Below are 25,291 nucleotides of genomic sequence, written 5' to 3' on the forward strand. Positions count from 1 at the left end.
ACGGTGTACGGACCGGTCCCGGGGGCGGTCCCGGGACCGGTCCGTCCCCTCCGGTCTACAGCGCGACGGGCTGCGGCAGCCGTCTGACCCGCTGCTGCACCCGGGACACCGCCCCGACGCGGGTACGGGTGACGACGAGCCGCCCCTCCTGGGGATAGGCGTGCCAGGTGCGCCAGCGCACCTGGCCCTCCTGCCAGTGCGCCATCATCGCGGTGAAGGCGTGCGGCGAGCCCGGGAAGGTTCCGGCGAGGGAGTTGGGGTGATCGGCGACCAGCGCGAGGAGTTCCTGCGCGCGCCCGGCGAACGAGCCCTCGGAGAGGGTCTCGACGCGGGCGGCGAATTCGTACTCCCAGTCGCCGAGTCTCTTGGCCACGCCCAGGGGCAGCGGGGTGCTGCTGCCGGGCATGCAGGCGACGGTCTCGGAGCAGCTGCCCCGGTCCTCCTCGAGGAGCACTTGGTGGGAGGCGCCGAGCAGTCTGAGCTGGAGCTTGGCTCCGGAGAGCTCCAGATCGAGGACGGCCAGGGCGGGAAGCGGCTCCCGCCCGAGCGCCCAGGCGAGGTCGTCGGCACGGGTGTCGGTGTAGGCGGTACTGAGAGTTGTGAGCATGGGTCGGCTCCGCAAACACGCTTCGGCGGTGGATACGTGAACCTGAGGCGCCCCTGAGCGGGCGTGCATGAAGGTGGGGGACCGCCGACTCGGGGCCGGAAGGCCGGCCCGAGGGCTTGGTGGTTCCAACAGGTTCCGTCAACGACTGAATCATGAAGTACGCGGCGCTCGCAGTGTTTTTACCCAACTTGAAGGGGTTTCCATCCCCTAGGGGGTCTTGCGGTTCAACTGTTCAACAAAATGCCCCGGGAAAACCCGGTTAATGCGGGTCCGGGTGGATCAGAACAGAAGAAAAGAGGCATCCGGCGGAAAACTCCCGCCGGATGCCTCACCCCCCGGTCACGGACCCGCCGCGGACCAGCTGCCCCGTGTCAGCTGCCTCCGCCGCATCCGCCCCCGCCTCCGCCGCCACAGCTGCTGCTGCCGCCGCCGTCGGAAGACGAACCGCCGTCACCGCCGCCCCACCAGGAACCGGAGGAGCGGCCCCCCGAGTGAGTCCCCGAGTGGTCACCGCCGCCGCCCACGGACGCCGGCGTGCCGTCGCCGCCGTGGTGCTTCCTCCTGGCGTGCGAGGCGACCCGCTTGACGCGCCGATCGCCAAAGCCTCTCCTCGCCACAATGAGCGAGAAGCCCACAATGACTATGAACAACAGAAAGCCGACGAAAGCATACATAGCTCCCCCGTTCCTTCATTCCCCCGAAGCGAGCCCCCCGCCCCATTGCGTGACCGCTTCTCGCCTGATTGACCGGTACGCGATATTGCCTCATCCGGCCCTTACGAGCCATACGAGCCATACGCGATTCCGCGTTTCCCGCGTGAGAGGGGGATGCCCCCCGCGCCGCCGGGCCAAAGCAGACTTGAGCAAGTCCAGAGCTTCGGCCCAGGATGGCCGCATGGCGACCATGGACGCACCCCCGCCCGGCTCCCCGCCGGGCCCCCCGGCAAGCCCCCGGCCACTGCTCAACCGCAGACTGGCCGAGTTCGGCACCACGATCTTCGCGGAGATGTCGGCGCTGGCCGCCGCGACCGGCTCGATCAATCTCGGACAGGGGTTCCCCGACACCGACGGCCCCGAGGAGATCCGCGAGGCCGCGGTGCGCGCGCTGCGCGACGGCCGGGGCAATCAGTACCCGCCGGGACCCGGCGTGCCCGAGCTGCGCACCGCCGTCGCCGAGCACCAGCTGCGGTTCCACGGGCTCTCCTTCGACCCGGACACCGAGGTCCTGGTCACCGCCGGCGCGACCGAGGCGATCGCGGCGGCCCTGCTCGCCCTGGTCGAGCCCGGCGACGAGGTGATCGCGCTGGAGCCGTACTACGACTCGTACGCCGCCTGCATCGCCATGGCCGGCGGCCGGCGCGTACCGGTCACCCTGCGCCCGGTGGACGGCGTCTACCGGCTCGACCTGGACGAACTCCGGGACGCGGTGACCGACCGCACCCGGCTGATCCTGCTGAACACCCCGCACAACCCCACCGGGGCGGTCCTCGGCCGCGAGCAGCTCGCCGCCATCGCCGAACTCGCCGTCGAACGGGATCTGCTGATCGTCTCGGACGAGGTGTACGAGCATCTCGTCTTCGACGGCGAGCATCTGCCGATCGCCTCCCTCCCCGGCATGCGGGAGCGCGTGGTGACCATCGGCAGCGCCGGGAAGACCTTCTCGTTCACCGGCTGGAAGGTCGGCTGGATCACGGCCGCGCCCGCGCTGGTGTCGGCGGTCCGCTCGGCCAAGCAGTATCTGACCTATGTCTCGGCCGGCCCGTTCCAGTACGCGGTGGCCGAGGCGCTGCGGCTGCCCACCGCCTACTTCGACGGGCTCCGCGACGAACTGCGGGCCAAACGCGATCTGCTGAGCACGGGGCTCGCGGACGCCGGGTTCGCCGTCTACCGCCCGGCCGGCACCTACTTCGTCACCACCGACATCCGGCCACTGGGCGAGAGCGACGGTTTCGCGTTCTGCCGCAGCCTGCCCGAGCGGTGCGGGGTGGTGGCGATCCCCAACGCGGTCTTCTACGACCACCGCGAACAGGGAGCGCCTTTTGTCCGTTTCGCGTTCTGCAAGCGGGAGGAAGTCCTGCGCGACGCGGTGGCCCGGCTGGGCGCCCTCTCCCCCGCGGGCTGAGCGCCGGACGGCCGGAGCGGCCCCGGGGGTTTCAGCCGACCGGGTGGGAACGGGGGCCCAACCGGCCCTGTCGGATGCTCAGCACTCGCATGGGCGGCCCGGGCCGCCCATGGTCGGGTTGACCGAACCCTGTGCGTGCCCGGAGGTGCTCCCTGTCCGCCGAGACTTTCGACGAAACAGACGGCACACCGGGCGGCACACCGGACGGTACGGCGGGCGGCACCGCGCGGACGGGCGCGGGCGCGCCGCCGCTGCCCCACTGGCGGGCGGCGCTGCGGCGCGCGGCCCCCGCCCTCGGCCTCTTCGCGGCGGCGCGGCTGACCGGGCTGCTGGTGATGGCCTGCTGGGCCTGGCACATCGACCGCCCGCCGAGGCGCGTCCTCGCCAGATCCTGGGACTCCGACTGGTATCTGCTGATCGCCGAGCACGGCTACGGCCGCACCCTGACCTGGCCCGACGGCGCGATCCAGAGCGATCTGGCGTTCTTCCCGCTCTACCCGGCCCTGGTCCGGGCGGTCACCTCGGTGCTCCCGGTGACCAGCGGCAGCGCCGGGCTGCTGATCTCCTGGACGGCGGCCGGGGCGGCGGCCTGGGGCGTCTACGCGATCGGCGAGCGGCTGTACGGACGGCGCACGGCCACCGCGCTGGTGCTGCTCTGGGGGCTGCTGCCGCACTCGATCGTGCTCTCCATGGCGTACACCGAACCCCTGCTGACCGCCTTCGCCGCCTGGTCGCTGTACGCCGTCCTCAGCGGGCGCTGGCTGTGGGCGGGCACGCTGTCGGCGCTGGCGGGCCTCGCCCGGCCCAATGGGATCGCGGTGGCGGCGGCCGTGTGCGCGGTCGCCGGATACACCCTGCTGAAGAACCGGGAGCGCCGGGGCGACCGGCGGATCTGGGCCTCGGCGGCGCTCGCCCCGGCGGGCTGGTGCGCCTATGTGCTGTACGTCGGGTTCCGCACCGGCGATCCGCTCGGCGGCTACTTCCAGGTGCAGCGCGGCTGGACCTCGCGCTTCGACTTCGGCGTGGGGGCGCTGCGCGCGGTGCGCGAGATCGTGCTGCGGCCGACGATGTTCCCGCTGGTGATGACGCTGGTGATCGTCGGGGCCTCGCTGGCGCTGTTCGCCCTGCTGGTGCTGGAACGGCCGCCGATCGCGCTGCTGGTGTACACCGGCGTCCTGGTGCTGATCACCGTCGGCGGCTCGGGGTTCTTCGAGTCCAAGCCGCGCTTTCTGCTGCCGGCCTTCCCGCTGCTGCTGGCCCCCGCGCGGGCGCTGACAAAAGCCCGGCCGGGGACGGCGGCCGTACTGACCGCCGCCCTGGCCGGGCTGTCGTTCGCCTATGGGACCTACCTGCTGACGCTCTCCCCGGTCGCGCTCTGAGGGAAAGGCCCTGACCTCAACGGGTCAGGCGTCGTCGCCGGGCTTCTCCTCGTCCGACGCGGGCTCCAGGCCCAGCTGCTCCACGAGCCACTTGTCGAACTCGATCGCGGCGCGCACCCAGCTGACCGTGGAGGACACGAAGTGCTCCAGGCTGACGCCGGAGCCGATCAGCATCTGCGCCTCGCCGATGAGACGGATGGTGGCGCCACCCTCCTCGTCCTCGTGGAGGTGGGTGTAGACCTTGGGCCACAGGGTGCGGCGGTTCCAGTCGTCGATCACATCGAGGACCTTGGACCGCTCCTCGACCGGCAGCGGCCGGTCGTAGAAGGTCCGGACGGAGAAGACCTGCTGGTCGTCCTCGCCCCGGAACATGAAGTACGTGCGGAATTCCTCCCACGGAGCCGCGAGGTCACCCTCGTCGTCAATGACGTACTTCAGCTCCATCTGCTCAAGAAGCTGCTTCACCAGGTCCTGGTCGGGAACGACGGGGCCCGCCGGTCCTTCGGCCTGGGGCTGGGGCTGGCCCCCGAAATTCGGAATCGAGGACGGATCGATGGTCACCGTGGATTTCCCTTCGTACGGATGCCGCCATCCTCCCCCATCCCCGGCCCGGACTGACAACCCCCACCCCCGCGCCGGTACGGGCCGTCGCGGACGGACCCGTACCGGGAGAGGGGCTAGAGGGTCTTCCCGGACACGGGGCCCACGGTCAGACCGTCCTCGGAGCGGTCGACGCGGACCGTGTCGCCGTCCGTGACCTCACCGGAGAGGATCTCCCGCGCGAGCCGGTCGCCGATCGCCGTCTGCACCAGCCGGCGCAGCGGCCGGGCGCCGTACGCGGGGTCGTTCCCCTCGTCGGCGAGCCAGGCCAGGGCGGCGGGGGTGACGTCCAGGGTCAGCCTGCGCTCCGCGAGCCGCTTGGCCAGCCGGTCGATCTGAAGGCCCGCGATGTGCTCCAGCTCGTCCCTGGTGAGCGCCGAGAAGACCACCAGATCGTCCAGCCGGTTGAGGAACTCCGGCTTGAAGGAGGCCCGTACGACCTCCAGCACCTGCTGCTTCTTCTCCTCCTCGGTTGTCACCGGATCCACCAGGAAATGGCTGCCAAGATTGGACGTGAGAATGAGGATGGTGTTCCGGAAGTCGACCGTCCGGCCCTGTCCGTCCGTCAGCCGGCCGTCGTCCAGCACCTGGAGCAGGATGTCGAAGACCTCCGGGTGCGCCTTCTCCACCTCGTCCAGCAGCACCACGCTGTACGGGCGTCTGCGCACCGCCTCCGTCAGCTGGCCGCCCTCCTCGTAGCCGACATAGCCGGGGGGCGCGCCGACCAGCCGGGCGACGCTGTGCTTCTCGCCGTACTCGGACATGTCGATGCGGATCATCGCCCGCTCGTCGTCGAAGAGGAAGTCGGCGAGCGCCTTGGCCAGCTCGGTCTTGCCGACGCCGGTGGGGCCGAGGAAGAGGAAGGAGCCGGTGGGCCGGTCCGGGTCCGAGATGCCCGCGCGGGTGCGGCGGACGGCGTCCGACACCGCGCGCACGGCCTCGGTCTGGCCGATGAGCCGGCGGCCCAGCTCCTCCTCCATCCGCAGCAGCTTCTGGGTCTCGCCCTCCAGCAGCCGCCCGGCCGGGATCCCGGTCCAGGCCCCCACCACGTCCGCGATGTCGTCGGGGCCGACCTCCTCCTTGACCATGGTGTCCGTACGGGCCTCCGCCTCGGCCTCGGAGGCCTCGGCCAGCTCGCGCTCCAGGGTCGGGATCTCCCCGTAGATCAGCTTGGAGGCGGAGTCGAAGTCGCCGTCGCGCTGGGCCCGCTCGGCCTGCCGGCGCAGATCGTCGAGGAGTTCCTTCAGCTCGCCGACCCGGTTGAGGCCCTGCTTCTCCTTCTCCCAGCGGGCGGTGAGGCCGCGCAGCTCCTCCTCCTTGTCGGCGAGGTCGCGGCGGAGCTTCTCCAGGCGCTGCTTGGAGGCGGGGTCGGACTCGTTCTTCAGCGCCAGCTCCTCCATCCGCAGCCGGTCGACGGAGCGCTGGAGTTCGTCGATCTCCAGCGGGGAGGAGTCGATCTCCATCCGCAGCCGGGAGGCGGCCTCGTCCACCAGGTCGATGGCCTTGTCGGGCAGGAATCGCGAGGTGATGTACCGGTCGGAGAGGGTGGCCGCCGCGACCAGCGCGGAGTCGGCGATCTGCACCTTGTGGTGGGCCTCGTAACGGCCCTTGAGGCCGCGCAGGATGGCGATGGTGTCCTCGACGGTCGGCTCGGCCACCAGCACCTGCTGGAAGCGGCGCTCCAGCGCCGGGTCCTTCTCGATCCGCTCGCGGTACTCGTCGAGGGTGGTCGCGCCGACCATCCGCAGCTCGCCGCGGGCCAGCATCGGCTTGAGCATGTTTCCGGCGTCCATCGCGGAGTCGCCGCCCGCGCCCGCGCCGACGACGGTGTGCAGCTCGTCGATGAAGGTGATGACCTGGCCGTCGCTGGCCTTGATCTCGGAGAGGACGGTCTTCAGCCGCTCCTCGAACTCGCCCCGGTACTTGGCCCCCGCGACCATCGCGCCGAGGTCGAGCGAGACCAGCCGCTTGTTCCGCAGCGACTCGGGGACATCGCCCTTGACGATCCGCTGGGCGAGGCCCTCGACGACGGCGGTCTTGCCGACGCCGGGCTCGCCGATGAGCACCGGGTTGTTCTTGGTGCGCCGGGAGAGCACCTGGACGACCCGGCGGATCTCCTGGTCCCGGCCGATGACCGGGTCGAGCTTGCCGTCGCGGGCGGCGGCGGTGAAGTCCGTGCCGAACTTCTCCAGCGCCTTGTACTGGCCCTCGGGATCCGCTGTGGTCACGCGCCTGTCTCCCCGTACTTTTCCGAACGCGTCCAGCAGCCTCTTGGCCGACGCGCCCTGCTGATCGAGCACCTCGCCGGCCCGGCCGCCCTTGGCGGCCAGACCGATCAGCAGATGCTCGGTGGAGAGGTATTCGTCGCCCAGCTCCTTGGCGCACCGCGAGGCGTCGGCGATGACGGCCAGGAACTCGCGGTTGGGCTGGGGCGGGGCGACGGTGGATCCGGTGACGCTGGGCTGCCCGGCCAGCAGCCGCTCCGCGCCGGAGCGCACGGCGGCCTGATCCGCGTCGACGGCGGCCAGCAGATCCGTCAGATTCTCGTTGTCCTGGCCCGAGAGCAGCGCGACCAGCAGATGCGCGGGGGTCAGATCAGGATGTCCGGCGGTCACCGCCAGCTGGGTGGCGGCGTTGAGGGCGTCCCGGCTCTTGTTGGTCAGCTCGGCGTCCACGTTCGGTCTCTCCTCCTTGCGGCGGCGGTGTGGGGTGGGGATCCGTCAGTGCGTCAGCCGGAGGTGTTCCCCTTGACACTGACTCCTACAACCTGCACAAAGTTGAGTCTATTTCACTCAATCCTCTTGCGCCATCCGGGTCGGGATCCCCGCCTTCGCCGTTGGCAGCCGCAATTACGCTGACGGTATGACTTCGGATGTGGGCCGCTTCGGCCCCGCTTTCCTCGCGTTCTGGCGTGAGCGCCATCTGTCCACCCTGACCACTCTGCGGCCGGACGGCAGCCCGCACGTGGTCCCGGTGGGAGTGACCTACGACCCCGAGACGCGCACGGCACGGGTGATCACCAGCAGAACCACCCGAAAGGTCGCGAACATCCTGCGCGCGGCCGACGGCGAGGGCGGCGCCCGGGTGGCCGTCTGCCAGGTCGACCGGGCGCGCTGGGCGACGCTGGAGGGCCGCGCGCGGGTGATCACCGACGCGGAGCGGGTGGCCGACGCCGTACGCCGCTACGCGGAGCGGTACGAGCGGACGCCCGCGCCCAATCCCGAGCGGGTGGTCATCGAGATCGCGGTGGACCGGGCGACCGGCCGGGGGCCCGGCATCTCACGCGACTGAGCGGCGGCGGCCCGGCCGGCCCCGCGCAAAACGGGAAAAGCACAGCGGCGCCATCGCGTTTCAGGTCCGCGATGACGCCGCTGTGTGGGGGAAGCGCTCGAGCGATTTGGAACGACGGGGGAATCGCTCAAGCACTGCGGGGGGTGGCGGTGGTGGTATCGGGCTCGACCATCTGGTGGTCGCGCTGGTCCAGGTTGACGAAAATCATTCCGTAGCGGATCGCGCATCGGACGGGCTGCGGCGCGCCACGGGGCCTGCGAAGGCACCGATACGCTCGGACGTCCTCGTCCTCCTCGCGCGCCACGACGATCGGCTCGCCGAACAGAGTGACCATCAACGAGTCGCCACGGTGGGGGATTGCCGTGACGAGGTCGATGAAGTGCCACCCCGAGCGGTACGCCGTAGCCATCTCACGCCGGAAGACCCGGTCGTCCGGAGGAACGGTCATGCTTCTGTGCCGTTGGTCGAAGGGACTCCCCAGGAGGGCTCACCGGTCGTCGCGAAACCCCAGGAGGGCTCACCGTGTCCGACTGCGATCGTCTCCACGGGAGCGGACCCCCACGAAGGTTCACCACTGAGTCCCCATGAAGGCTCACCCTGGGCCCCCGCCACCTTGTCGGCAGGAGAGCTACCCCAGGAGGGCTCACCGGAGGCTCCCACGCCGAGCGCGGCAGCCGCTATGGCAAGAGCACAAAGAGCACGTAGCGTCCTAGACATGGGTGATCTCCACCTCTTTTGATCAATCCTCCTCCCCCGCGCATAAGACGATGTCTCACTCCGAACGCTTGCACCAGCGACGGCAGGCATCATGTTCCTGTAATGCAGGAGCCTGAGGGGGTGCATATGACGTCTAACGAGGGCGAATTCGGACACCCTCATGCAGACGGCGAGCTGTGCGAGGCTGGGAAAAGTCTGTACATCACCGCTCTTCGTACCGGACGAATCGCCCGGTCGGAGGCGGAACCCATGCCTTGCCTCTTCGATCTCGCCCTGCTGCACCCGGATCCCGACGACGCGCAGTGGCTCCGTCCGGTGCCTCCGACCACAGCGCTGACACAGCTGATACACCCCATTGAGCGGGAGATCCAAGAGCGAAGGCGACGTACTGTCGCTCTGACCGACGCTCTTGAGCCATTCATGGCGTTCACCGCTCAGAATTCCACCGCGCCCCAGGGTGTAACCGTCCTGGAAGGTCTCAACCGCATCAACGCGACCCTCGACCAGGTCACCGCGGACTGCACGGAGGAGCTGCTCACCGTCCAGCCGGGCAGCGGCCGGCAGCCGCACATCCTGGAGAAGGCGCTGCGCAGGGTGGAGCCGCTGATCGAGCGGGGCGTACGGATGCGGACGCTCTACCAGCACACCGCCAGGCACCATCCGGCGACGCTCGCCTATATGGAGCAGGTGGGGCCGTCGGGCGTGGAGGTGCGGACGCTGGAGGAGATAATCGACCGGCTGATCATCGTGGACCGCAGGGTCGCCTTCATCCCGGCGAGCAGCGACCGGCTGTCGGCGCTGGAGCTGCGGCACAAGGGGATCGTGGAGTATCTCGTCGGGGTCTTCGAGCAGTTCTGGCTGCACGGGCTGCCCTGGGAGGAGCCGGTCTCCTACGGGCCGGATCTGGGCGGCATCACCGGGGTGCAGCGTTCCATCGCGAAGCTGCTGGTGGAGGGGCATGTCGATGAGGCGATCGCCCGGCGTCTGGGCATGAACGTCCGTACCTGCCGGGCCCATATCGCCAAGCTGGGATCCTCGCTGGGCAGCGGCAGCCGTACCCAGTTGGGGTATCTGATCGCGCAGTCGAAGCTCTTGGAGCGCGACTCCTGACCTTCCCGGACCTTCCCTGACGTCCCCTGGCGTCCCCTGGCGTCCTCCGGGCGCTCTCCGGGGCGTTTGTCGCACCAAGAACCGGACGGCCGTCCGGAAACGACCGGAAACCATCGCCCCCGGCGCGCTCGCGCCGGGGGCGATGTGTAGTCCTTGGACCGCCGGAGCCCCTTACGGGCGTCTGACGGTCTGTCGCGCTCCGGTCCGCCCCGGAGCCGCTCGCGAGCGCGGTACGCGGCGGAGCGGGCCGCCGCGCGGCTCACAGCCGGTACTCAGGAAAGGGCGCGCGGAGCGCCGCCGGCCCGCCCGGGACGCGACCAACCGCGCCACGGAGGCCGATTCCGGTGCTCGGGCACCCGGCCATGGGACTCGGGGGGCAGGTGCCCGGGAGTCCGGGGCCGGGGCAGGAGCCCGTGCGGGCTATTCGCCGCGCTTGGGCCGCCACACCACCAGCGCACTGGCCTGCTGCACATCCTGGTACGGCACGAGATCGCGCCGGTAGGAGGCGTGCACCTGGGCCTCGCGCTGCTGGATGGCGACCGCCGCGCTCTCGACCGCCGCCGACAGCTCGGCGACCCGGGACTGAAGGGCCGCGACCTGGTGTTCCAGCTCGATGATCCGCTTGATCCCGGCGAGATTGATGCCTTCGTCCTGCGACAGCTGCTGCACGGTACGCAGCAGCTCGATGTCACGGGCGGAGTAGCGCCGCCCCCGGCCGGCGGTGCGGCCGGGAGAGACCAGCCCCAGCCGGTCGTACTGCCGCAAAGTTTGCGGATGCAGACCGGAGAGCTGAGCCGCCACCGAAATCACATACACCGGCGACTCATCGGTCAGCTCGTAGGGGTTGCGACGCCTTCCGTCCATGTCATGCTCCCTTCGCGGCCTGGAACAGCTCGGCCCGCGGGTCCTCCTCCGCGATGGCTTCGCGGTAGGCCTCCAGCGCTTCCTTCGCCTTGTCGCTCAGTTCCTTGGGGACCGCGACCTCGACGGTGACGAGCAGATCGCCACGGGTGCCGTCCTTGCGGACCGCTCCCTTGCCGCGGGCGCGCATGGTCCGGCCGTTGGGGGTGCCGGGGGGCAGCTTGAGGGTGACGGCGGGTCCGCCCAGGGTGGGCACCCGCACCTCGCCGCCGAGGACCGCCTCGGTGTAGCTGACGGGCACGGTGACGGTGAGGTTGTCGCCCTTGCGGCCGAAGACCGGGTGCTCGCCGACATGGACGACGACATAGAGGTCGCCGGCCGGTCCGCCGCGCTCGCCCGGCGCGCCCTTGCCGCGCAGCCGGATCCGCTGGCCGTCGGAGACGCCCGGCGGGATCCTGACCTGCATGGTGCGCGAGGAACGGGCGCGCCCGCTGCCCTTGCAGACCTCGCAGGGGTCCTGTGCGATCAGGCCGCGGCCCTTGCACTCCACGCACGGGTCGGTCAGCGAGAAGGATCCGCTGCCGCCGCGCGAGACCTGGCCGGTGCCGACACAGGTCGGGCAGACGCGGGGCGTGCCGTTCTTGTCGCCGGTGCCGGAGCAGGCCTTGCACGCGGCCGAACTGGACATCCGCAGCGGGACGGTGGCCCCGTCGACCGCTTCGGTGAAGCTGAGCGTGACCTCGGACTCGACGTCCTGGCCGCGCCGGGGCTGGGTGCGGGGGCCCGCCGGGCCCGCGCCCCGGTTGAAGAGGCCGCCGAAGACATCGCCGAGCCCGCCGCCGAAGCCGCCGGCCCCGGGGCCGCCCTGCCCGCCGCCCTGGGGACCGCCGAAGAGGTCGCCCAGGTCGAAGTTGAAGTTGCCGCCGCCGGCCCCGCCGGGACCGGCCCTGAAGCCGCCGTTGCCGAAGAGGGCACGGGCCTCGTCGTACTCCTTGCGGCGCTTGGGGTCGCCGAGGATGTCATTGGCCTCGGAGATCTCCTTGAAGCGCTCCTCCGCCTTGGCGTCGCCCTTGTTGGCGTCCGGGTGGAACTCGCGGGCGAGCTTCCGGTACGCCTTCTTGATCTCGGCCTCGGTGGCGTCCTTGGGGACGCCGAGAACCTTGTAGTAGTCCTTCTCGACGAAGTCCTTCGTACTCATCGACATCCCTCCTTCCGGACGGTTTCCGGGGTGGTCCCCCGAAGGGCTTCCGGGAGTGTCTCCCGGAAGCCCCCCGGGAGACACTCCCGGCCGTTCCTCGCCTGACTCGCGTCAGCCCTCTTCGGGGCCACCGCTCTCTTCGTCGTCCGCGGCCTCGTCCTTGCCGGGCGTGGCGCCCGGCTGAGGCTCGGCCACCGCGACCCTGGCGGGCCGGATGGTCCGCTCGCCGATGCGATACCCCGGCTGAAGCACCGCGACGCATGTGGTCTCGGTGACATCAGGGGCGTAACTGTGCATCAGCGCCTCGTGGATCGTCGGGTCGAAGGGCTCGCCCTCCTTGCCGAACTGCTGGAGGCCCATCTTGGCGGCAGCGGTCTCCAGGGACTCGGCGACCGACTTGAAGCCGCCCACCAGCTCCCCGTGTTCCCGGGCCCGCCCGATGTCGTCCAGCACGGGCAGCAGCTCGGCCAGCAGATTCGCCGTGGCGATCTCCTTGACCGTGACCCTGTCCCGCTCCACCCTGCGGCGGTAGTTCTGATACTCGGCCTGGAGCCGCTGGAGGTCGCCGGTGCGCTCATTGAGCGCCGTACGAGCCTGGTCCAGCTCCGCGGTCAGACCGATGACCTTCGCTTCGTCCCCTGCCGGGGCCGCCTTGCCCTCCTTCTCGGAGGAGTCGGCGGACTCGGCGGCGGCGGCGTCGTCAGATGTGGCGCCGGAAGGGACGTCGGGCTTCTCTTCGAACCCCGGAGTCTCCTCCGTCACGCGGCACCACCCTTGGAGTCCTTCTCGTCGTCGACGATCTCGGCGTCCACGACATCGTCGTCGGCCTTGGCCTGGCCGGCCCCGGCGTCACCCTGGGCGTCGCCCGCGGGCTGCTGCGCGTCGGCGTACATCGCCTGGCCCAGCTTCTGCGAGACGGCCGCGACCTTCTCGGTGGCCGTGCGGATCTCCGCGACGTCCTCGCCCTTGAGCTTCTCCTTCAGCTCGACGATGACGGTCTCGACCTCGGTCTTCACATCGGCCGGAACCTTGTCCTCGTTGTCCTTGAGGAACTTCTCCGTCTGGTAGACCAGCTGCTCGCCCTGGTTCCGCGTCTCGGCGGCCTCACGGCGGCGGTGGTCCTCCTCCTGGTACTGCTCGGCCTCCTGGCGCATCCGGTCGACCTCGTCCTTCGGCAGCGAGGAGCCGCCGGTGACGGTCATCTTCTGCTCCTTGCCGGTGCCGAGGTCCTTCGCGGCCACGTGCATGATGCCGTTGGCGTCGATGTCGAAGGCGACCTCGATCTGCGGGACCCCGCGCGGGGCCGGCGGCAGACCGGTCAGCTCGAACATGCCGAGCTTCTTGTTGTACGCCGCGATCTCGCGCTCGCCCTGGTAGACCTGGATCTGCACGGACGGCTGGTTGTCCTCGGCCGTGGTGAAGATCTCCGAGCGCTTGGTCGGGATCGTGGTGTTGCGCTCGATCAGCTTGGTCATGATGCCGCCCTTGGTCTCGATGCCGAGGGACAGCGGGGTGACGTCGAGGAGCAGGACGTCCTTGACCTCGCCCTTGAGGACACCGGCCTGGAGCGAGGCGCCGATGGCGACGACCTCGTCCGGGTTCACACCCTTGTTGGCCTCCTTGCCGCCGGTCAGCTCCTTGACGAGCTCGGCGACGGCGGGCATCCGGGTGGAGCCGCCGACGAGGACCACGTGGTCGATCTCGGCGAGGGCGATGCCCGCGTCCTTGATGACGTTCTGGAACGGCGTCTTGCAGCGGTCCAGCAGGTCCGCGGTCAGCTGCTGGAACTGGGCGCGGGTGAGCTTCTCGTCCAGGTGCAGCGGGCCCTCGGCGGAGGCCGTGATGTACGGCAGGTTGATCGAGGTCTCCGTGGAGGAGGACAGCTCGATCTTCGCCTTCTCGGCGGCCTCGCGCAGACGCTGGAGGGCCATCTTGTCCTTGGACAGGTCCACGCCGTGACCGTTGGCGAACTGCTTCACCAGGTAGTCGACGACACGCTGGTCCCAGTCGTCGCCACCGAGGTGGTTGTCGCCGTTGGTGGCCTTCACCTCGACGACGCCGTCGCCGATCTCCAGCAGCGAGACGTCGAAGGTGCCGCCACCGAGGTCGAAGACCAGGATGGTCTGGTCGTCCTTGTCCAGGCCGTAGGCCAGGGCGGCCGCGGTCGGCTCGTTGACGATGCGCAGGACGTTGAGGCCCGCGATCTCACCGGCCTCCTTGGTGGCCTGGCGCTCGGAGTCGTTGAAGTACGCCGGGACGGTGATGACCGCGTCCGCGACCTTCTCGCCCAGGTACGCCTCGGCGTCGCGCTTCAGCTTCTGCAGGATGAAGGCGCTCATCTGCTGCGGGTTGAAGTTCTTGCCGTCGATCTCGATCTTCCAGTCGGTGCCCATGTGGCGCTTGACCGACCGGATGGTCCTGTCGACGTTGGTGACGGCCTGGCGCTTGGCGACCTCGCCGACCAGCACCTCGCCGTTCTTCGCGAAGGCGACGACGGACGGCGTGGTCCTGGCGCCCTCGGCGTTGGTGATGACGGTGGGCTCGCCGCCCTCCAGAACGCTGACGACCGAGTTGGTCGTGCCCAGGTCGATGCCGACCGCACGTGCCATGTCAATTCCTCCAGCTGACTACTTGAGTGGATCTGACTCAAGGATGCACGAGACCCCTCCCGGAGTCAACAGAGCTGAGTCAACCCCACTCAACTTTTATCCCCCGCTTATCCGCACCTGGAGCCCCCCGGGGCGACCGGGGCGCGCCCAGCGGGCCACCTGCGCGGCGGAGCACCGCCGGACGCGGTGCTTCTGTAAGAGTGATGCCCGCAATGGCGTGAAACGCACCAGTTCGACATTGATTGCGGTCGAGAGCCCATGGCGATGTCCGCCTCCTCCCCCGCCAAGCGGGCCTTCGACCTCGCGGCCGGCGTCGCACTGCTGCTCCTGCTGACCCCGCTGCTGCTGGCCCTCGCGGCGGCGGTCGCCCTCTCCTCCCGAGGACCCGTCCTCGTCCGCCGGGAGCGGGCCGGCCTCGGCGGACGCCCGTTCTCGATGCTGACCTTCCGCACCGCCCCCGCGACCCGGGTCGGACGGCTGCTGCACCGCCACTTCCTCGACTGTCTGCCCCAGCTGATCAATGTCGTCCGGGGCGAGATGTCCCTGGTCGGCCCGCGTCCGCTCACCCCGGCCCGGGCGGCGGCCGTCACCGGCCCGGCCCGCGCCGGGCGGTCAGTACGCCCCGGGATCACCGGCCTGTGGCAGACCGGCCGGCGCTCCGGACTGCCCTGGGACGAGATGGCCGTACTCGATCCGCACTATGTGGAGGCCCACTGGCTGGGCCTCGATCTGGTGATCCTGGCGCGCACCCTCCCGGCGGCGCTCCGGGGGCGTACGCCCGCGCCCTCCGCACGAAGGGTCGCCTGAGCGACACAGATCACCGGCCGCGTGGCTACAGTGCGGCGAAAAAGGTGGGTAGCCTCAGCACGGACTGATTAAGTTACCGCTTAGTAGTGTCGATGGTCCCCACCTCGCAGGCCTGAGGAGCCAGAAATGCAACTCGCCGCGATCGTCGTGTCGCTGGTCCTGACCGTGGTCGGCGTCGCGCTCATCGCCCGAGCCGTCGCGGAGATCTACCGGTTCGTCCGGCTCGGCCAACCCGTGCCCGCGGGCAGCCGCACCGACAGCCCGAGGCAGCGAACGATCACCCTGGCCAAGGAGTTCCTCGGCCACACCCGGATGAACCGCTGGGGCATCGTCGGCTTCGCGCACTGGTTCGTCGCGATCGGCTTCCTCACCCTGCCGCCCACCCTGGCCCAGGCCTACGGCCAGCTCTTCCGGGCGGACTGGACGCTCCCGGTCATCGGCGGCTTCGTCCCCTTCGAGATGTACATCGAGTTCATCGGCCTGATGACCGTGGTGGGCATCCTCGTCCTGATCGGGATCCGGCTGCTGAACCTGCCCTCCCGAGCCGGCCGCAAATCGCGCTTCGCGGGCTCCAAGGCCTGGCAGGCCTACTTCGTCGAATACATCATCCTCACCATCGGCCTCGCCATCCTCGTCCTGCGCGGACTCGAGGGCGCGATCCACCACATCGACGGCTACCAGGCCGCGTACTTCGTCTCGTACCCCCTGGTCCTGCTCTTCGACGGGCTGGCCACCAGCACCCTCCAGACCTGGATCTACTTCACCGCCATGGTGAAGATCGGCACCTCGCTGATCTGGATGATCACGGTCTCGCTCAACACCAACATGGGCGTCGCCTGGCACCGCTTCCTCGGCTTCCCCAACATCTGGTTCAAGCGGAACGCCGACGGGGCCACCGCGCTCGGCGCGCTCCAGCCGATGACCTCGGGCGGCAAGGAGATCGACTTCGAGACGGTCTTCGACGACGAGGGCGAGGAGGCCGTCTTCGGCGCCTCCCAGGTCGAGCACTTCTCCTGGAAGGGCATCCTCGACTTCTCCACCTGCACCGAGTGTGGCCGCTGCCAGTCCCAGTGCCCCGCCTGGAACACCGGCAAGCCCCTCTCCCCCAAGCTCCTGATCATGTCCCTGCGCGACCACGCGCACGCCAAGGCCCCCTATCTGCTGGCCGGCGGCGGCAAGACGATGGAGGGCGAGGAGAAGGCGTCCGCCGAGGCGCTGAAGGACGTGCCCGCCGCCGCCCTGGCGGAGGCCGAGCGCCCGCTGATCGGCACCCTGGAGGAGAACGGGGTCATCGACCCGGACGTGCTGTGGTCCTGCACCACCTGCGGCGCGTGCGTCGAGCAGTGCCCGGTCGACATCGAGCACATCGACCACATCGTCGACATGCGCCGCTACCAGGTGATGATCGAGTCCGCGTTCCCCTCCGAGGCGGGCACGATGCTCAAGAACCTGGAGAAGAAGGGCAACCCCTGGGGCCTGGCGAAGAAGCAGCGCGTCGAGTGGACCAAGGAGGTCGACTTCGAGGTCCCGATCGTCGGCCAGGACGTCGAGGACCTCACCGAGGTCGACTACCTCTACTGGGTCGGCTGCGCCGGCGCGCTGGAGGACCGGGCCAAGAAGACCACCAAGGCCTTCGCCGAACTGCTCCACATCGCGGGCGTGAAGTTCGCGATCATGGGCGGCGAGGAGAAGTGCACCGGCGACTCACCCCGCCGGCTGGGCAATGAGCCGCTCTTCCAGCAGCTCGGCCAGGAGAACGTGGCGATGCTGAACATGGCCTTCGGCGAGGATGACGAGGACGAGTCGACCCGCAAGCCGAAGACCGCCAAGCGGATCGTCGCCACCTGCCCGCACTGCTTCAACACCATCGCCAACGAGTACCCGCAGCTCGGCGGCGAGTTCGAGGTCATCCACCACACCCAGCTCCTCCAGCATCTGATCGACGAGGGCCGGCTGGTCCCGGTGACACCGGTCGAGGGCCTGATCACCTACCACGACCCCTGCTACCTGGGCCGCCACAACAAGGTCTACACCCCGCCGCGCGAGATCATGTCCGCCGTCCCGGGCCTGCGCCAGCAGGAGATGCACCGCCACAAGGAGCGCGGCTTCTGCTGCGGCGCGGGCGGCGCGCGGATGTGGATGGAGGAGCGGATCGGCAAGCGCATCAACACCGAGCGGGTCGACGAGGCGCTCTCCCTCAACCCCGACATCGTCTCCACCGCCTGCCCGTTCTGCCTGGTGATGCTCACCGACTCGGTCAACGGCAAGAAGAACGACGGCCAGGCGAAGGAGAGCCTCCAGGTCGTGGACGTGGCACAGCTCCTCCTCGACTCGGTGCGCACCCCTCCGGCCGACCCGGCCCCGGACCCGGCGCCGACCACCGAACCGGAGCCCGCGCGGTAGCCGACGAACGCGGTACCCCGAGGGGAGCCCCCGCCGTCCTCCCGTACGGGACGGGCTCGGGGCTCCCCTTAGGGGATGTCACAGCTCTGCGGCAAAGGGCCTTCCACCCGGGCCCGCCGGTACTGGACCGGGCCCGAGCGGGTACGTTCGACAACGTGGCTGGATTCAGGATCGGACGCGGCCGGGACAACCGCACGCAGCAGCAGCAACCGCGGCAGGCACCGCCCCCGCACGGTGGCGGCGGCCGTGCGGCACCTCCGCACACCCAACAGCAGCCGCCCCCGTGGCCCCAGCCGCCGGGCGGCGGCCATCGCGGTGGACCCCAGCGGGACGAACCGGAGTACTTCGGCGACCCGTATCAGCAACAGCAGCCCCCGCGGCAACCCCCGTACCCCGGCCAGGCCCCAGCCCACGACCCGTACGCGACCGCCCCGGGCCCCGCTCCGTACGCGAACGGCCCGCGCCACGACCCGTACGCGAACAACCCCGGCCACACCCAGGCGTTCCGCGTGGACGACCCCTACGGCCAGGGCGCGACCTACCAGGCCGGTGACGCCCCCGCGCCGCCCGCCGGTCCCAGGCTGCCCTGGAAGCAGCTGCTGAGCGGAATGGTGCTGCGCCCGGCCGTGACGTTCGGGCAGATGCGGGACTACGCGGTGTGGGGCCCCGCCCTGGCGATCACCTTCGTCTACGGCATGCTCGCGATCTTCGGCTTCGACAAGGCGCGCGAAGAGACCATCAACGCGACGATCTCCTCGGCGATCCCCTACGTCCTGACCACCGGCGTCGCCTTCGTCATCGGCGGTCTGATCCTCGGCGCGGTCACCCACACCCTGGCCCGCCAGCTCAGCGGCACCGGTGCCTGGCAGCCCACGGTCGGCTTCTCCATGCTCCTCATGTCGATCACCGACGCGCCCCGGCTCCTCTTCGCCATGTTCCTCGGCGGCGAGAACGCCCTGGTCCAGGTCGTCGGCTGGATGACCTGGCTGGCGGCCGGCGCACTCTTCACCGTGATGGTCGGCAAGTCCCACGACCTGCCCTGGCCGAAGGCGCTGGGCGCTTCGGCCATCCAGCTGATCGCCCTGCTCTCGATCATCAAGCTGGGCACGATCTGACCCCTCTGAACATGGAAAGGGCCCCGCTGCTCCGGCAGCGGGGCCCTTTCGCACTCCGTATTCCGTATTCCGTGCTCCTGGGTCAGGCGTCGAGAACCTGTCCGGACCTGCGGACGACGGGCTTCTCCACACTCCAGGGGAAATTGATCCACTCGTCGGTGCGCTTCCACACGTACTCGCACTTCACCAGCGAGTGCGACTTCTCGTAGATGACCGCGGAGCGCACTTCGGCGACATGGTCGACACAGAAGTCGTGGACCAGCTTCAGGGTCTTCCCCGTGTCGGCGACATCGTCGGCGATGAGGACCTTCTTGTCCGAGAAGTCGATCGCGTTGGGCACCGGTGCCAGCATGACCGGCATCTCCAGCGTGGTCCCCACCCCGGTGTAGAACTCCACATTCACCAGATGGATGTTCTTGCAGTCCAGCGCGTACGCCAGCCCACCGGCGACAAAGACCCCGCCGCGCGCGATGGAGAGGACGATGTCCGGCTCGTACCCGTCGTCCGCGATCGTCTGCGCCAGCTCACGGATCGCGCCGCCGAACCTGTCGTACGTCAGGTTCTCTCGTACATCACTCATGCTCACACCTGCGTCCGGTGGAAATTCATGAACGAGCGCGAAGCGGTCGGCCCGCGCTGTCCCTGATAACGGGATCCGTACCGCTCACTCCCGTACGGGAATTCCGCGGGCGAGCTCAGCCGGAACATGCAGAGCTGGCCGATCTTCATACCCGGCCAGAGCTTGATCGGCAGCGTCGCCAGGTTCGACAGCTCCAGCGTCACATGCCCGGAGAAACCCGGGTCGATGAAGCCGGCCGTCGAATGGGTGACCAGCCCGAGCCGCCCGAGGGAACTCTTTCCCTCCAGCCGCGACGCGATGTCGTCGGGCAGCCCGATGACCTCGTAGGTCGACGCCAGAACGAACTCCCCGGGGTGGAGGATGAACGCCTCGTCGCCCTCGGGTTCGACCGTCCGTGTGAGGTCGGCCTGCTCGACCGCTGGGTCGATATGGGGGTAGCGGTGGTTCTCGAACACCCGAAAATAGCGGTCCAGCCGCACATCGATGCTCGAGGGCTGCACCATGGAATCGTCGAACGGGTCGATGCGCACCCGACCGGCGTCGATCTCGGCCCGGATGTCCTTGTCTGAGAGAAGCACCCCCCGAGGATACGCAGAGCACGCGGACCCGCCCTAACTCGGACAGCCCCGCGCGCCCCATCCTCACCTCCGCCGAGCCACTACCGCTTCTCCCGCACCACCGGCACCGCACTCCGCAACCGCGCACACCTCGGGCACCGAATCAACCGCCCGGGCCCAATCCGCCCGGCCCCGAGCTGCTGCATCGGAAACGAAGCGGTAGCGAAAACATGCCCCTCGGCACAGCGGACGACGGTACGTTCCATCAAGTCCATCCAGCCCCTTCCCCAACAAATGCGGACGAACACCCACATTAGGGGATCCCCACCCCACCCCCACCCCCGGCACTCCGCCCCCACCGTACGCCCCCAACTCCCGCCCCTCGCCGCCCCATCCACCCTCCATCGACCCCTCGCCGGCGCAGCGTCGTACGCCCGGGGGCGGGGATGGGGTAGAGTGATCGGCGTTGCGGATCTGGGAATCCAGGTCCTCGCGCGGGTGTAGTTTAATGGTAGAACATGAGCTTCCCAAGCTCAGAGCGCGAGTTCGATTCTCGTCACCCGCTCCAAGCAGAAGCCCCAGGCCAGCGGCCCGGGGCTTTCGTGTTGTCTAGACCATTCGCCGCTGGGCGCAGGACATCCTGAGAAATGGGATCCATCGTTTGCGGACGACGCGGCGGTGATCGTCGCCGAGCTGGGCACGAAGCTCAAGGAGACAAGCTCCGACCCTTCAGGCAAGGTGCGTTCCCGCCCCGAGACCACTTAGCCTCTACCGGTCCGCTTGGCCTCGGAAGGTTCAAAGAAGGGGTGTTCATGCGGCAGCGGGGGCGGGCAGCGCGCGGCCTGGGCACTTGTGCCCCTCGGGCTGGTCCTGACACTGGGGGGTATCGGGTACTTCTTCACGAATTACCAGGGGGCCACCGTCATGAGTGAGGCGATGAAGCCCACGTACCGCCCAGGCGAGCGGCTCGTCATCGAGCGCATTGGCGCAGGCGGGATACGCAGGGGTGATGTCCTACTCGTCCATGTGCCCGACCGCTATCAGGGCAGACCGGCCCTGCAGCGGGTCATTGGGATGGGCGGCGATCATGTGGCGAGCGACGGAAGTCGGATCACGGTGAACGGGAAGCCGGTCGACGAACCGTATGTGATGCGCGGCGAAGTGCACCCGACAACCGGACCGTACGACGTGAAGGTGCCGGACGGGCGGCTGTTCCTGCTGGGCGATCACCGGGGGAATTCGAACGACTCGCGATGCTTCCTCGGCAAGCAGTCGGGCAGCGTCGCGGCCTCCGGGGTGCTCGGGCGAGTGCACAAGGGTTCCACCATGCCGGCGGTGGTGGTGGCGCCCGGGGGCCTCGGGATCGTGCTGACCCTGGTCGGGATCGGCCTGGGAATCGGAGGGCGCGCGGCCGGGCGGCGTGCCCGGCGGTCGCTCGCGGCTGTGCCGCCGCGGCCCGGGGCCTAATCGATCTTGAGCATTTGTGTTGCGGCCGACGGGAGCGGCGGCTCGGTGAGCCAGGGCGCGATCGCGCTCAGAGCGCGAGTTCGATTCTCGTCATCCGCTCCAAGCAGAAGCCCCAGGCCAGCGGCCCGGGGCTTCCGTGTCATCTAGACCACTTGAGGGTGGTTTCCTTTTCGAGGGGCCCCATATCGGGCTATATGCCACACTCGGCCATGTCAGACGTCTGATCGAGTTGCTGACAACAGCCGCTCGACCGGGAGGCCACTGCACCCCCACCGAGTTGGCTACCAGAGGAGGACCTGCGTCTCCGACGTGCCCCCTGGGCGGCCGTCGGGTCAGATCGTCGGTGTGTCGTCGACGATCTCCTTGTGCGGTTCGACGACGAACTTCCAGCCCTCGCTGGGCTCCAGGAACCGCACTCGAGTCGGATAGATGTCCAGGGCGCGGCGGTCGCGGTTCTGGCTGTTGGTGTTCTTCCGCGCCCGGGCCGGCTCCTCGTACAGGTCGACCTTGACGTCGGGGACCGCGACGACTTGCTCGCTCCAGCGCTGAACGACTCCCGCTCCGAACGCGTCCCGCGCGGCGGAGTAGAGCGAATCCAGGGACTCCTTGTTCCCGTTGGGAACGAAGAGGGCGAGATTCATGAGGACGCCGGCACTCTGGAGGACCTCGATTTCCTGCCCCGCCTTGTCGGCGATCCAGATCCCGCTGTCTTCGGCATCGCCCGGGAGGACATGGATTTCCTCGCCGAAGACTGTCCTCGCGACAAAGGACCCTCCCTCAAAATTCTTACCCGGCTCCACCAGGAAAGCCGGGGCATAGCAGTCGAGAGGAAGGCCATCCATCTCAGCCGAGACGAAAATACTGTCCTGGAGGCCCAGGCCTGAAATCTCCTCGGCAGTAAGACGTCGAGCCGTAACCTTCTCGGTATTCACACTATTCCCCTTTTGATAGCGGCACCCCGTGAATTCATCAAGACCCTACCACGAAAAGGATCAACCACCCTCCATTGCAGATGCCTTCGCACTCGCGATGAGATCGGCGGCCCTTTCAGTCATTCCCCTCCGAGAGAGCGGCGGGCAACTCTTCCCGCATTACCGGAAAAACCGGCACTCGTAGAGAAATGCGACAGCGGTCAAGAGGAGCCACTCCCGTCGGCGCTGTTTCGGTGACGCGAGGACCGTGTGGAGCAGCGGCAGCAGGGTGCGCATTCGCAGCGATGGAGTGATCAAGCTCTGGGCCGTCGAGCCCGGCACCGCCGAACGTCGTCCAGGGCGACGGCCCGGCGGCGGCTCATACGAAGAGGAACGCGGCGGCGGTGGCCGCGCCGAGTGATGCTCCGGCGACTGTCTGGGCAACCGTGTGGTAGGTCAGAGCGACCCGGGACCAGCACACGGCGGCCGTGAGCGAGCAGGCGATCAGCCACCAGGGCGAGTGGACTGTGGCCAGCAGGGCAACTACTGCCGAGGCCACGGCGGAGTCCACCGAGATCTTCCAGACGGTGTTGATCGCGAGCAGCCCGATGGTCATGGCCCAGAGGCCCAGCATCGCGACCAGGATGGGCGGGGGTGCCCCGCCGAGGAGCATGAGCACCGAGCCGGTGCCGATGGAACCGAGGATGACGAAGAAGATCGGCGCTCGCTGGGTGCGATCGACCACATGGCGGTCGCCCCAGGTGCCTCGCTTGCGCTCCCATTCGATGTAGCCGGCGGGTATCAGCCCGGCGCACAGGGCGCCGAGCAGGCCCCACAGCAGGCCGGTCCAGTGACCGGCTGCCGCCAGACCGATCCCGGGCATGCCCGCGAGCAGGACATTGCGCGGCTGTAGGACGTCGGTGACGATGCGGGCCGCGGTGGTGACGGTCGAACCGGGGTACTTTCCGGTGGTGTTGCTGTCCGTGCTGCCGATGTGGTTCACGCGTCGCATTCCAGGGCCGGCCGCGGGATGAAGCGGGTTCGCTGTTGAGGGGTGTCCTTGCGGGCGGCCCATTCGGCAGGAGTGGTACGGGTGTGCCGAGGGTGGTCGAGTAGGAGTTTACGAACTGAGGATCGGGCGTGACCGAGGATTTCAAGTTCCGTTTCCGTCGAGGAGCACAGGGGCTCGCAGCGAATCTGCGGGCCGGGGCGCACTCGCTCGAAGAGGCTCCGGCACACGGCATTCAGATCTACAAGAATATCTGGCTCGCCCTGCCGGAATCCGGGCTCCATTGGAAGGACACGGCCTGGCTGGCGTTCGGTGTTTCACTGAACGCGCCGGCACTGAGCAGGCTCCGCCCAGAGGGATCGCTCATCCGCGTCACAGCGCTCACCTACCCCTTGAGCGACTACCGGGCCGAGGTGGCAGCGCTGGCCATGGACGGATGGCTGCATGCGCGATTCGCCCTCAAGAGGCCGGGGGCTTCGGTCGGCTATGACGCCACACGGGATCAGTACACCTTCGCTTGGGGCGATATCACGGACCCTTTCTCGGACCCGCCCACGGAGTGAGCCGGAAGGCCCGCGCCGCTGCCGTCTCAGGCGCGCTGGGCCCGGTCGTAGACCTTCTTGGCCGTGGTTCCCAGGATCTCACCGTACATCTTGGTCGGGGGCAGGGTGTCGAGGGCGGAGTTGACCGAGATCAAGGTGCCTTTGCCGGTGGTGGTGTTGAGGCCGGCGAACCAGGGGCCGCCGCTGGCGCCGCCGCTCAGGGTGCAGGGGATGACTTGGGTGCCGTGTTCTTTTTTGGCGGTGCCGGCGCAGTGGAGGAGTTCTTCGCCGCGGTGGGGGCTGGTGGCGGGGTAGCCGAGGGCGGTGACGGGGCCGCCGACGGGGCGGTTGAAGGCGATGTCCTGGGAGCCGACGACGTCGGTGAGTTCGCGGTTCTTCTTGTCGGGGTCGACGGTCAGGGCGGCCATGTCGTTGACGGAGTCGTTCTGCCAGGTGCGCGGGGTGGCGGCGGCGCGGACGGCGAAGACGCCGTGGGGCTGCTTGCCCTTGTGGTAGCCGGGGACGAAGACCATGTCGGTGTTGGTGTTGTAGGGGGAGGAGCCCCGGCGTACGCAGTGGGCGGCGGTCATCACGGCGGATTTGTTGGTGCTCTTCACGGCGGTGGCGGAGCACCAGGTGTCGGCGCCGTTGGCGTTGATGAAGAAGAGGCGTCCCACGGTCTTGAGGGGGGTGCCCCGGTACGGCTTGGCCTTCGGTCCGGTCGGGCCGAGGTCGACGGACTTGCCGACGGCCTTGATACGGGCGGGTGTCCAGTGGGCGAGGGCGGCCTTGCGCTCCTTGGCGGTGTACTTCAGGACGGAGACCGGGTCGGGCGCGGCGTGAGCGGGTGTGGCCGTCACCATGACCGGGGCGGCGAGGGCGAGGACCGTACCAGCCGCGAAGAGGCCTGCGGTCCGGCCGCGGAACTGCCAGATCGAGGGAGCTGAGGTCTCGGGCATGGAAGGTGACTCCTCGGTCGGCGTGCGCGGGCATCGGACGGGCTGTCCGTGTCGTACCGCAGGAGCGGGGAAACCGCCTGTTCGGTTGTCGCTGTCGACGTCCTGTGACACGCGTGTACGGATATGCGAACACGCGCCCAGTGGTCGGCTCACTCCACGATGAGGGATCCACAAACACCCCATACGATGCCAAAATGACGCGATTGATCGTGGCAGCCGGCGGAGGTGGCGACGCTGTCGCCGCCGTGATGGTCGATGGGGCTCTGTACGGGGACGAGGGGCCGGGGGTGGTGCTGACCTATGCGTGGGATCGGTTGACGGTCGATGCGGTGGCGGGGCCTCGGGGGGCGGGGGGTTTCAGGGGGCTGGAGGTGGTGACGCCGCATGTGTGGGCGGTGGGGGCGGGGAGTGAGGTGGTGGGGGCGGGTGGGTCGGCTCTGCCGGGGTT

23 protein-coding genes and 1 tRNA gene are annotated in these 25,291 nt (G+C 69.0%); 11 read left to right on the forward strand and 13 right to left on the reverse strand.

What is annotated here, in order from left to right:
• Window positions 1–55 precede the first annotated feature (55 nt).
• Window positions 56–607, reverse strand: coding sequence for a DUF2617 family protein (locus tag ABD371_RS32405; protein WP_344485125.1), 552 nt, complete (start codon window positions 605–607; stop codon window positions 56–58).
• 894 nt (window positions 608–1,501) lie between these two features.
• Between ABD371_RS32405 and ABD371_RS32410 the strand changes: the two genes are divergently transcribed.
• Together ABD371_RS32410 and ABD371_RS32415 are read left to right on the forward strand one after the other, a co-directional pair.
• Window positions 1,502–2,728 (forward strand): pyridoxal phosphate-dependent aminotransferase, encoded by a 1,227-nt coding sequence (locus ABD371_RS32410; protein WP_344485128.1) that lies wholly within the window; start codon window positions 1,502–1,504, stop codon window positions 2,726–2,728.
• A gap of 131 nt (window positions 2,729–2,859) precedes the next feature.
• On the forward strand, window positions 2,860–4,107 hold the full coding sequence (locus tag ABD371_RS32415; RefSeq protein WP_344485131.1) for a mannosyltransferase family protein: 1,248 nt from the start codon (window positions 2,860–2,862) through the stop codon (window positions 4,105–4,107).
• A 24-nt stretch (window positions 4,108–4,131) separates the two neighbouring features.
• On the opposite strand, the gene ABD371_RS32420 is transcribed toward ABD371_RS32415, so the two are convergent.
• Both ABD371_RS32420 and clpB read right to left on the reverse strand, forming a co-directional pair.
• Window positions 4,132–4,668, reverse strand: a complete 537-nt coding sequence (locus ABD371_RS32420) for a type III secretion system chaperone family protein (RefSeq protein WP_190120956.1) — start codon at window positions 4,666–4,668, stop codon at window positions 4,132–4,134.
• Window positions 4,669–4,784: 116 nt separating this feature from the next.
• Window positions 4,785–7,382: an ATP-dependent chaperone ClpB gene (clpB, locus tag ABD371_RS32425; protein ID WP_344485136.1), complete on the reverse strand. Its 2,598-nt coding sequence runs from the start codon at window positions 7,380–7,382 to the stop codon at window positions 4,785–4,787.
• Window positions 7,383–7,569: 187 nt separating this feature from the next.
• On the opposite strand from clpB, the gene ABD371_RS32430 reads away from it, so the two are divergent.
• A complete protein-coding gene (locus ABD371_RS32430) occupies window positions 7,570–7,998 on the forward strand; it encodes a pyridoxamine 5'-phosphate oxidase family protein (RefSeq protein ID WP_344485138.1) in 429 nt (142 codons plus the stop codon).
• A gap of 127 nt (window positions 7,999–8,125) precedes the next feature.
• Here ABD371_RS32430 and ABD371_RS32435 read toward each other — a convergent pair whose 3' ends face one another.
• Window positions 8,126–8,446, reverse strand: a complete 321-nt coding sequence (locus ABD371_RS32435; protein WP_190120959.1) for a Rieske (2Fe-2S) protein — start codon at window positions 8,444–8,446, stop codon at window positions 8,126–8,128.
• Between the two features lie 395 nt (window positions 8,447–8,841).
• On the opposite strand from ABD371_RS32435, the gene ABD371_RS32440 reads away from it, so the two are divergent.
• Window positions 8,842–9,825 carry a helix-turn-helix transcriptional regulator gene (locus ABD371_RS32440; RefSeq protein ID WP_344485147.1) on the forward strand — a complete coding sequence of 328 codons (984 nt, stop codon included), beginning with the start codon at window positions 8,842–8,844 and terminating at the stop codon, window positions 9,823–9,825.
• Window positions 9,826–10,245: 420 nt separating this feature from the next.
• Here the strand turns inward: ABD371_RS32440 and ABD371_RS32445 are convergent, their stop codons facing one another.
• The 4 genes from ABD371_RS32445 to dnaK all read right to left on the reverse strand — a co-directional run bounded on the left by ABD371_RS32445 (window position 10,246) and on the right by dnaK (window position 14,493).
• On the reverse strand, window positions 10,246–10,689 hold the full coding sequence (locus tag ABD371_RS32445; RefSeq protein ID WP_190120961.1) for a heat shock protein transcriptional repressor HspR: 444 nt from the start codon (window positions 10,687–10,689) through the stop codon (window positions 10,246–10,248).
• 1 nt (window position 10,690) lies between these two features.
• Window positions 10,691–11,884 carry a molecular chaperone DnaJ gene (gene dnaJ, locus ABD371_RS32450; RefSeq protein ID WP_344485152.1) on the reverse strand — a complete coding sequence of 398 codons (1,194 nt, stop codon included), beginning with the start codon at window positions 11,882–11,884 and terminating at the stop codon, window positions 10,691–10,693.
• A 111-nt stretch (window positions 11,885–11,995) separates the two neighbouring features.
• Window positions 11,996–12,646, reverse strand: a complete 651-nt coding sequence (grpE, locus tag ABD371_RS32455) for a nucleotide exchange factor GrpE (protein WP_344485155.1) — start codon at window positions 12,644–12,646, stop codon at window positions 11,996–11,998.
• Window positions 12,643–14,493 (reverse strand): molecular chaperone DnaK, encoded by a 1,851-nt coding sequence (gene dnaK, locus ABD371_RS32460; RefSeq protein WP_344485158.1) that lies wholly within the window; start codon window positions 14,491–14,493, stop codon window positions 12,643–12,645. Before dnaK ends, grpE begins: the two co-directional genes overlap by 4 nt.
• Before the next feature lie 258 nt (window positions 14,494–14,751).
• Between dnaK and ABD371_RS32465 the strand changes: the two genes are divergently transcribed.
• From ABD371_RS32465 to ABD371_RS32475, 3 genes are all read left to right on the forward strand, one after another.
• Window positions 14,752–15,300, forward strand: coding sequence for a sugar transferase (locus ABD371_RS32465; RefSeq protein WP_344485160.1), 549 nt, complete (start codon window positions 14,752–14,754; stop codon window positions 15,298–15,300).
• A 126-nt stretch (window positions 15,301–15,426) separates the two neighbouring features.
• Entirely contained in the window at window positions 15,427–17,703 is a 2,277-nt protein-coding gene (locus tag ABD371_RS32470; protein ID WP_344485162.1) for a heterodisulfide reductase-related iron-sulfur binding cluster, read from the forward strand.
• A gap of 155 nt (window positions 17,704–17,858) precedes the next feature.
• A complete protein-coding gene (locus tag ABD371_RS32475; protein WP_344485164.1) occupies window positions 17,859–18,818 on the forward strand; it encodes a Yip1 family protein in 960 nt (319 codons plus the stop codon).
• Window positions 18,819–18,900: 82 nt separating this feature from the next.
• Here the strand turns inward: ABD371_RS32475 and ABD371_RS32480 are convergent, their stop codons facing one another.
• Together ABD371_RS32480 and dcd are read right to left on the reverse strand one after the other, a co-directional pair.
• Window positions 18,901–19,398, reverse strand: a complete 498-nt coding sequence (locus ABD371_RS32480; protein ID WP_190120967.1) for a phosphoribosyltransferase — start codon at window positions 19,396–19,398, stop codon at window positions 18,901–18,903.
• Window positions 19,399–19,400: 2 nt separating this feature from the next.
• Window positions 19,401–19,976, reverse strand: coding sequence for a dCTP deaminase (dcd, locus tag ABD371_RS32485; RefSeq protein ID WP_344485168.1), 576 nt, complete (start codon window positions 19,974–19,976; stop codon window positions 19,401–19,403).
• 473 nt (window positions 19,977–20,449) lie between these two features.
• Here dcd and ABD371_RS32490 point away from each other — a divergent pair.
• Together ABD371_RS32490 and lepB are read left to right on the forward strand one after the other, a co-directional pair.
• Window positions 20,450–20,523: transfer RNA gene (locus ABD371_RS32490), tRNA-Gly, on the forward strand.
• A 284-nt stretch (window positions 20,524–20,807) separates the two neighbouring features.
• Window positions 20,808–21,422, forward strand: a complete 615-nt coding sequence (gene lepB / locus ABD371_RS32495) for a signal peptidase I (RefSeq protein ID WP_381735281.1) — start codon at window positions 20,808–20,810, stop codon at window positions 21,420–21,422.
• A gap of 332 nt (window positions 21,423–21,754) precedes the next feature.
• Here lepB and ABD371_RS32500 read toward each other — a convergent pair whose 3' ends face one another.
• Window positions 21,755–22,354: a hypothetical protein gene (locus ABD371_RS32500; RefSeq protein WP_344485174.1), complete on the reverse strand. Its 600-nt coding sequence runs from the start codon at window positions 22,352–22,354 to the stop codon at window positions 21,755–21,757.
• Window positions 22,355–22,712: 358 nt separating this feature from the next.
• Window positions 22,713–23,345, reverse strand: a complete 633-nt coding sequence (locus ABD371_RS32505) for a hypothetical protein (RefSeq protein ID WP_344485177.1) — start codon at window positions 23,343–23,345, stop codon at window positions 22,713–22,715.
• A gap of 128 nt (window positions 23,346–23,473) precedes the next feature.
• Between ABD371_RS32505 and ABD371_RS32510 the strand changes: the two genes are divergently transcribed.
• Window positions 23,474–23,905, forward strand: coding sequence for a hypothetical protein (locus tag ABD371_RS32510; protein ID WP_344485180.1), 432 nt, complete (start codon window positions 23,474–23,476; stop codon window positions 23,903–23,905).
• Window positions 23,906–23,931: 26 nt separating this feature from the next.
• On the opposite strand, the gene ABD371_RS32515 is transcribed toward ABD371_RS32510, so the two are convergent.
• Window positions 23,932–24,843 (reverse strand): trypsin-like serine peptidase, encoded by a 912-nt coding sequence (locus tag ABD371_RS32515; protein ID WP_344485183.1) that lies wholly within the window; start codon window positions 24,841–24,843, stop codon window positions 23,932–23,934.
• Window positions 24,844–25,037: 194 nt separating this feature from the next.
• Between ABD371_RS32515 and ABD371_RS32520 the strand changes: the two genes are divergently transcribed.
• Window positions 25,038–25,291 (forward strand): DUF1152 domain-containing protein (locus ABD371_RS32520; RefSeq protein WP_344485185.1); only part of this gene is annotated, 254 nt, incomplete at its 3' end.

Source organism: Streptomyces amakusaensis (assembly GCF_039532665.1).
Classification (GTDB): Bacteria; Actinomycetota; Actinomycetes; order Streptomycetales; family Streptomycetaceae; genus Streptomyces; species Streptomyces amakusaensis.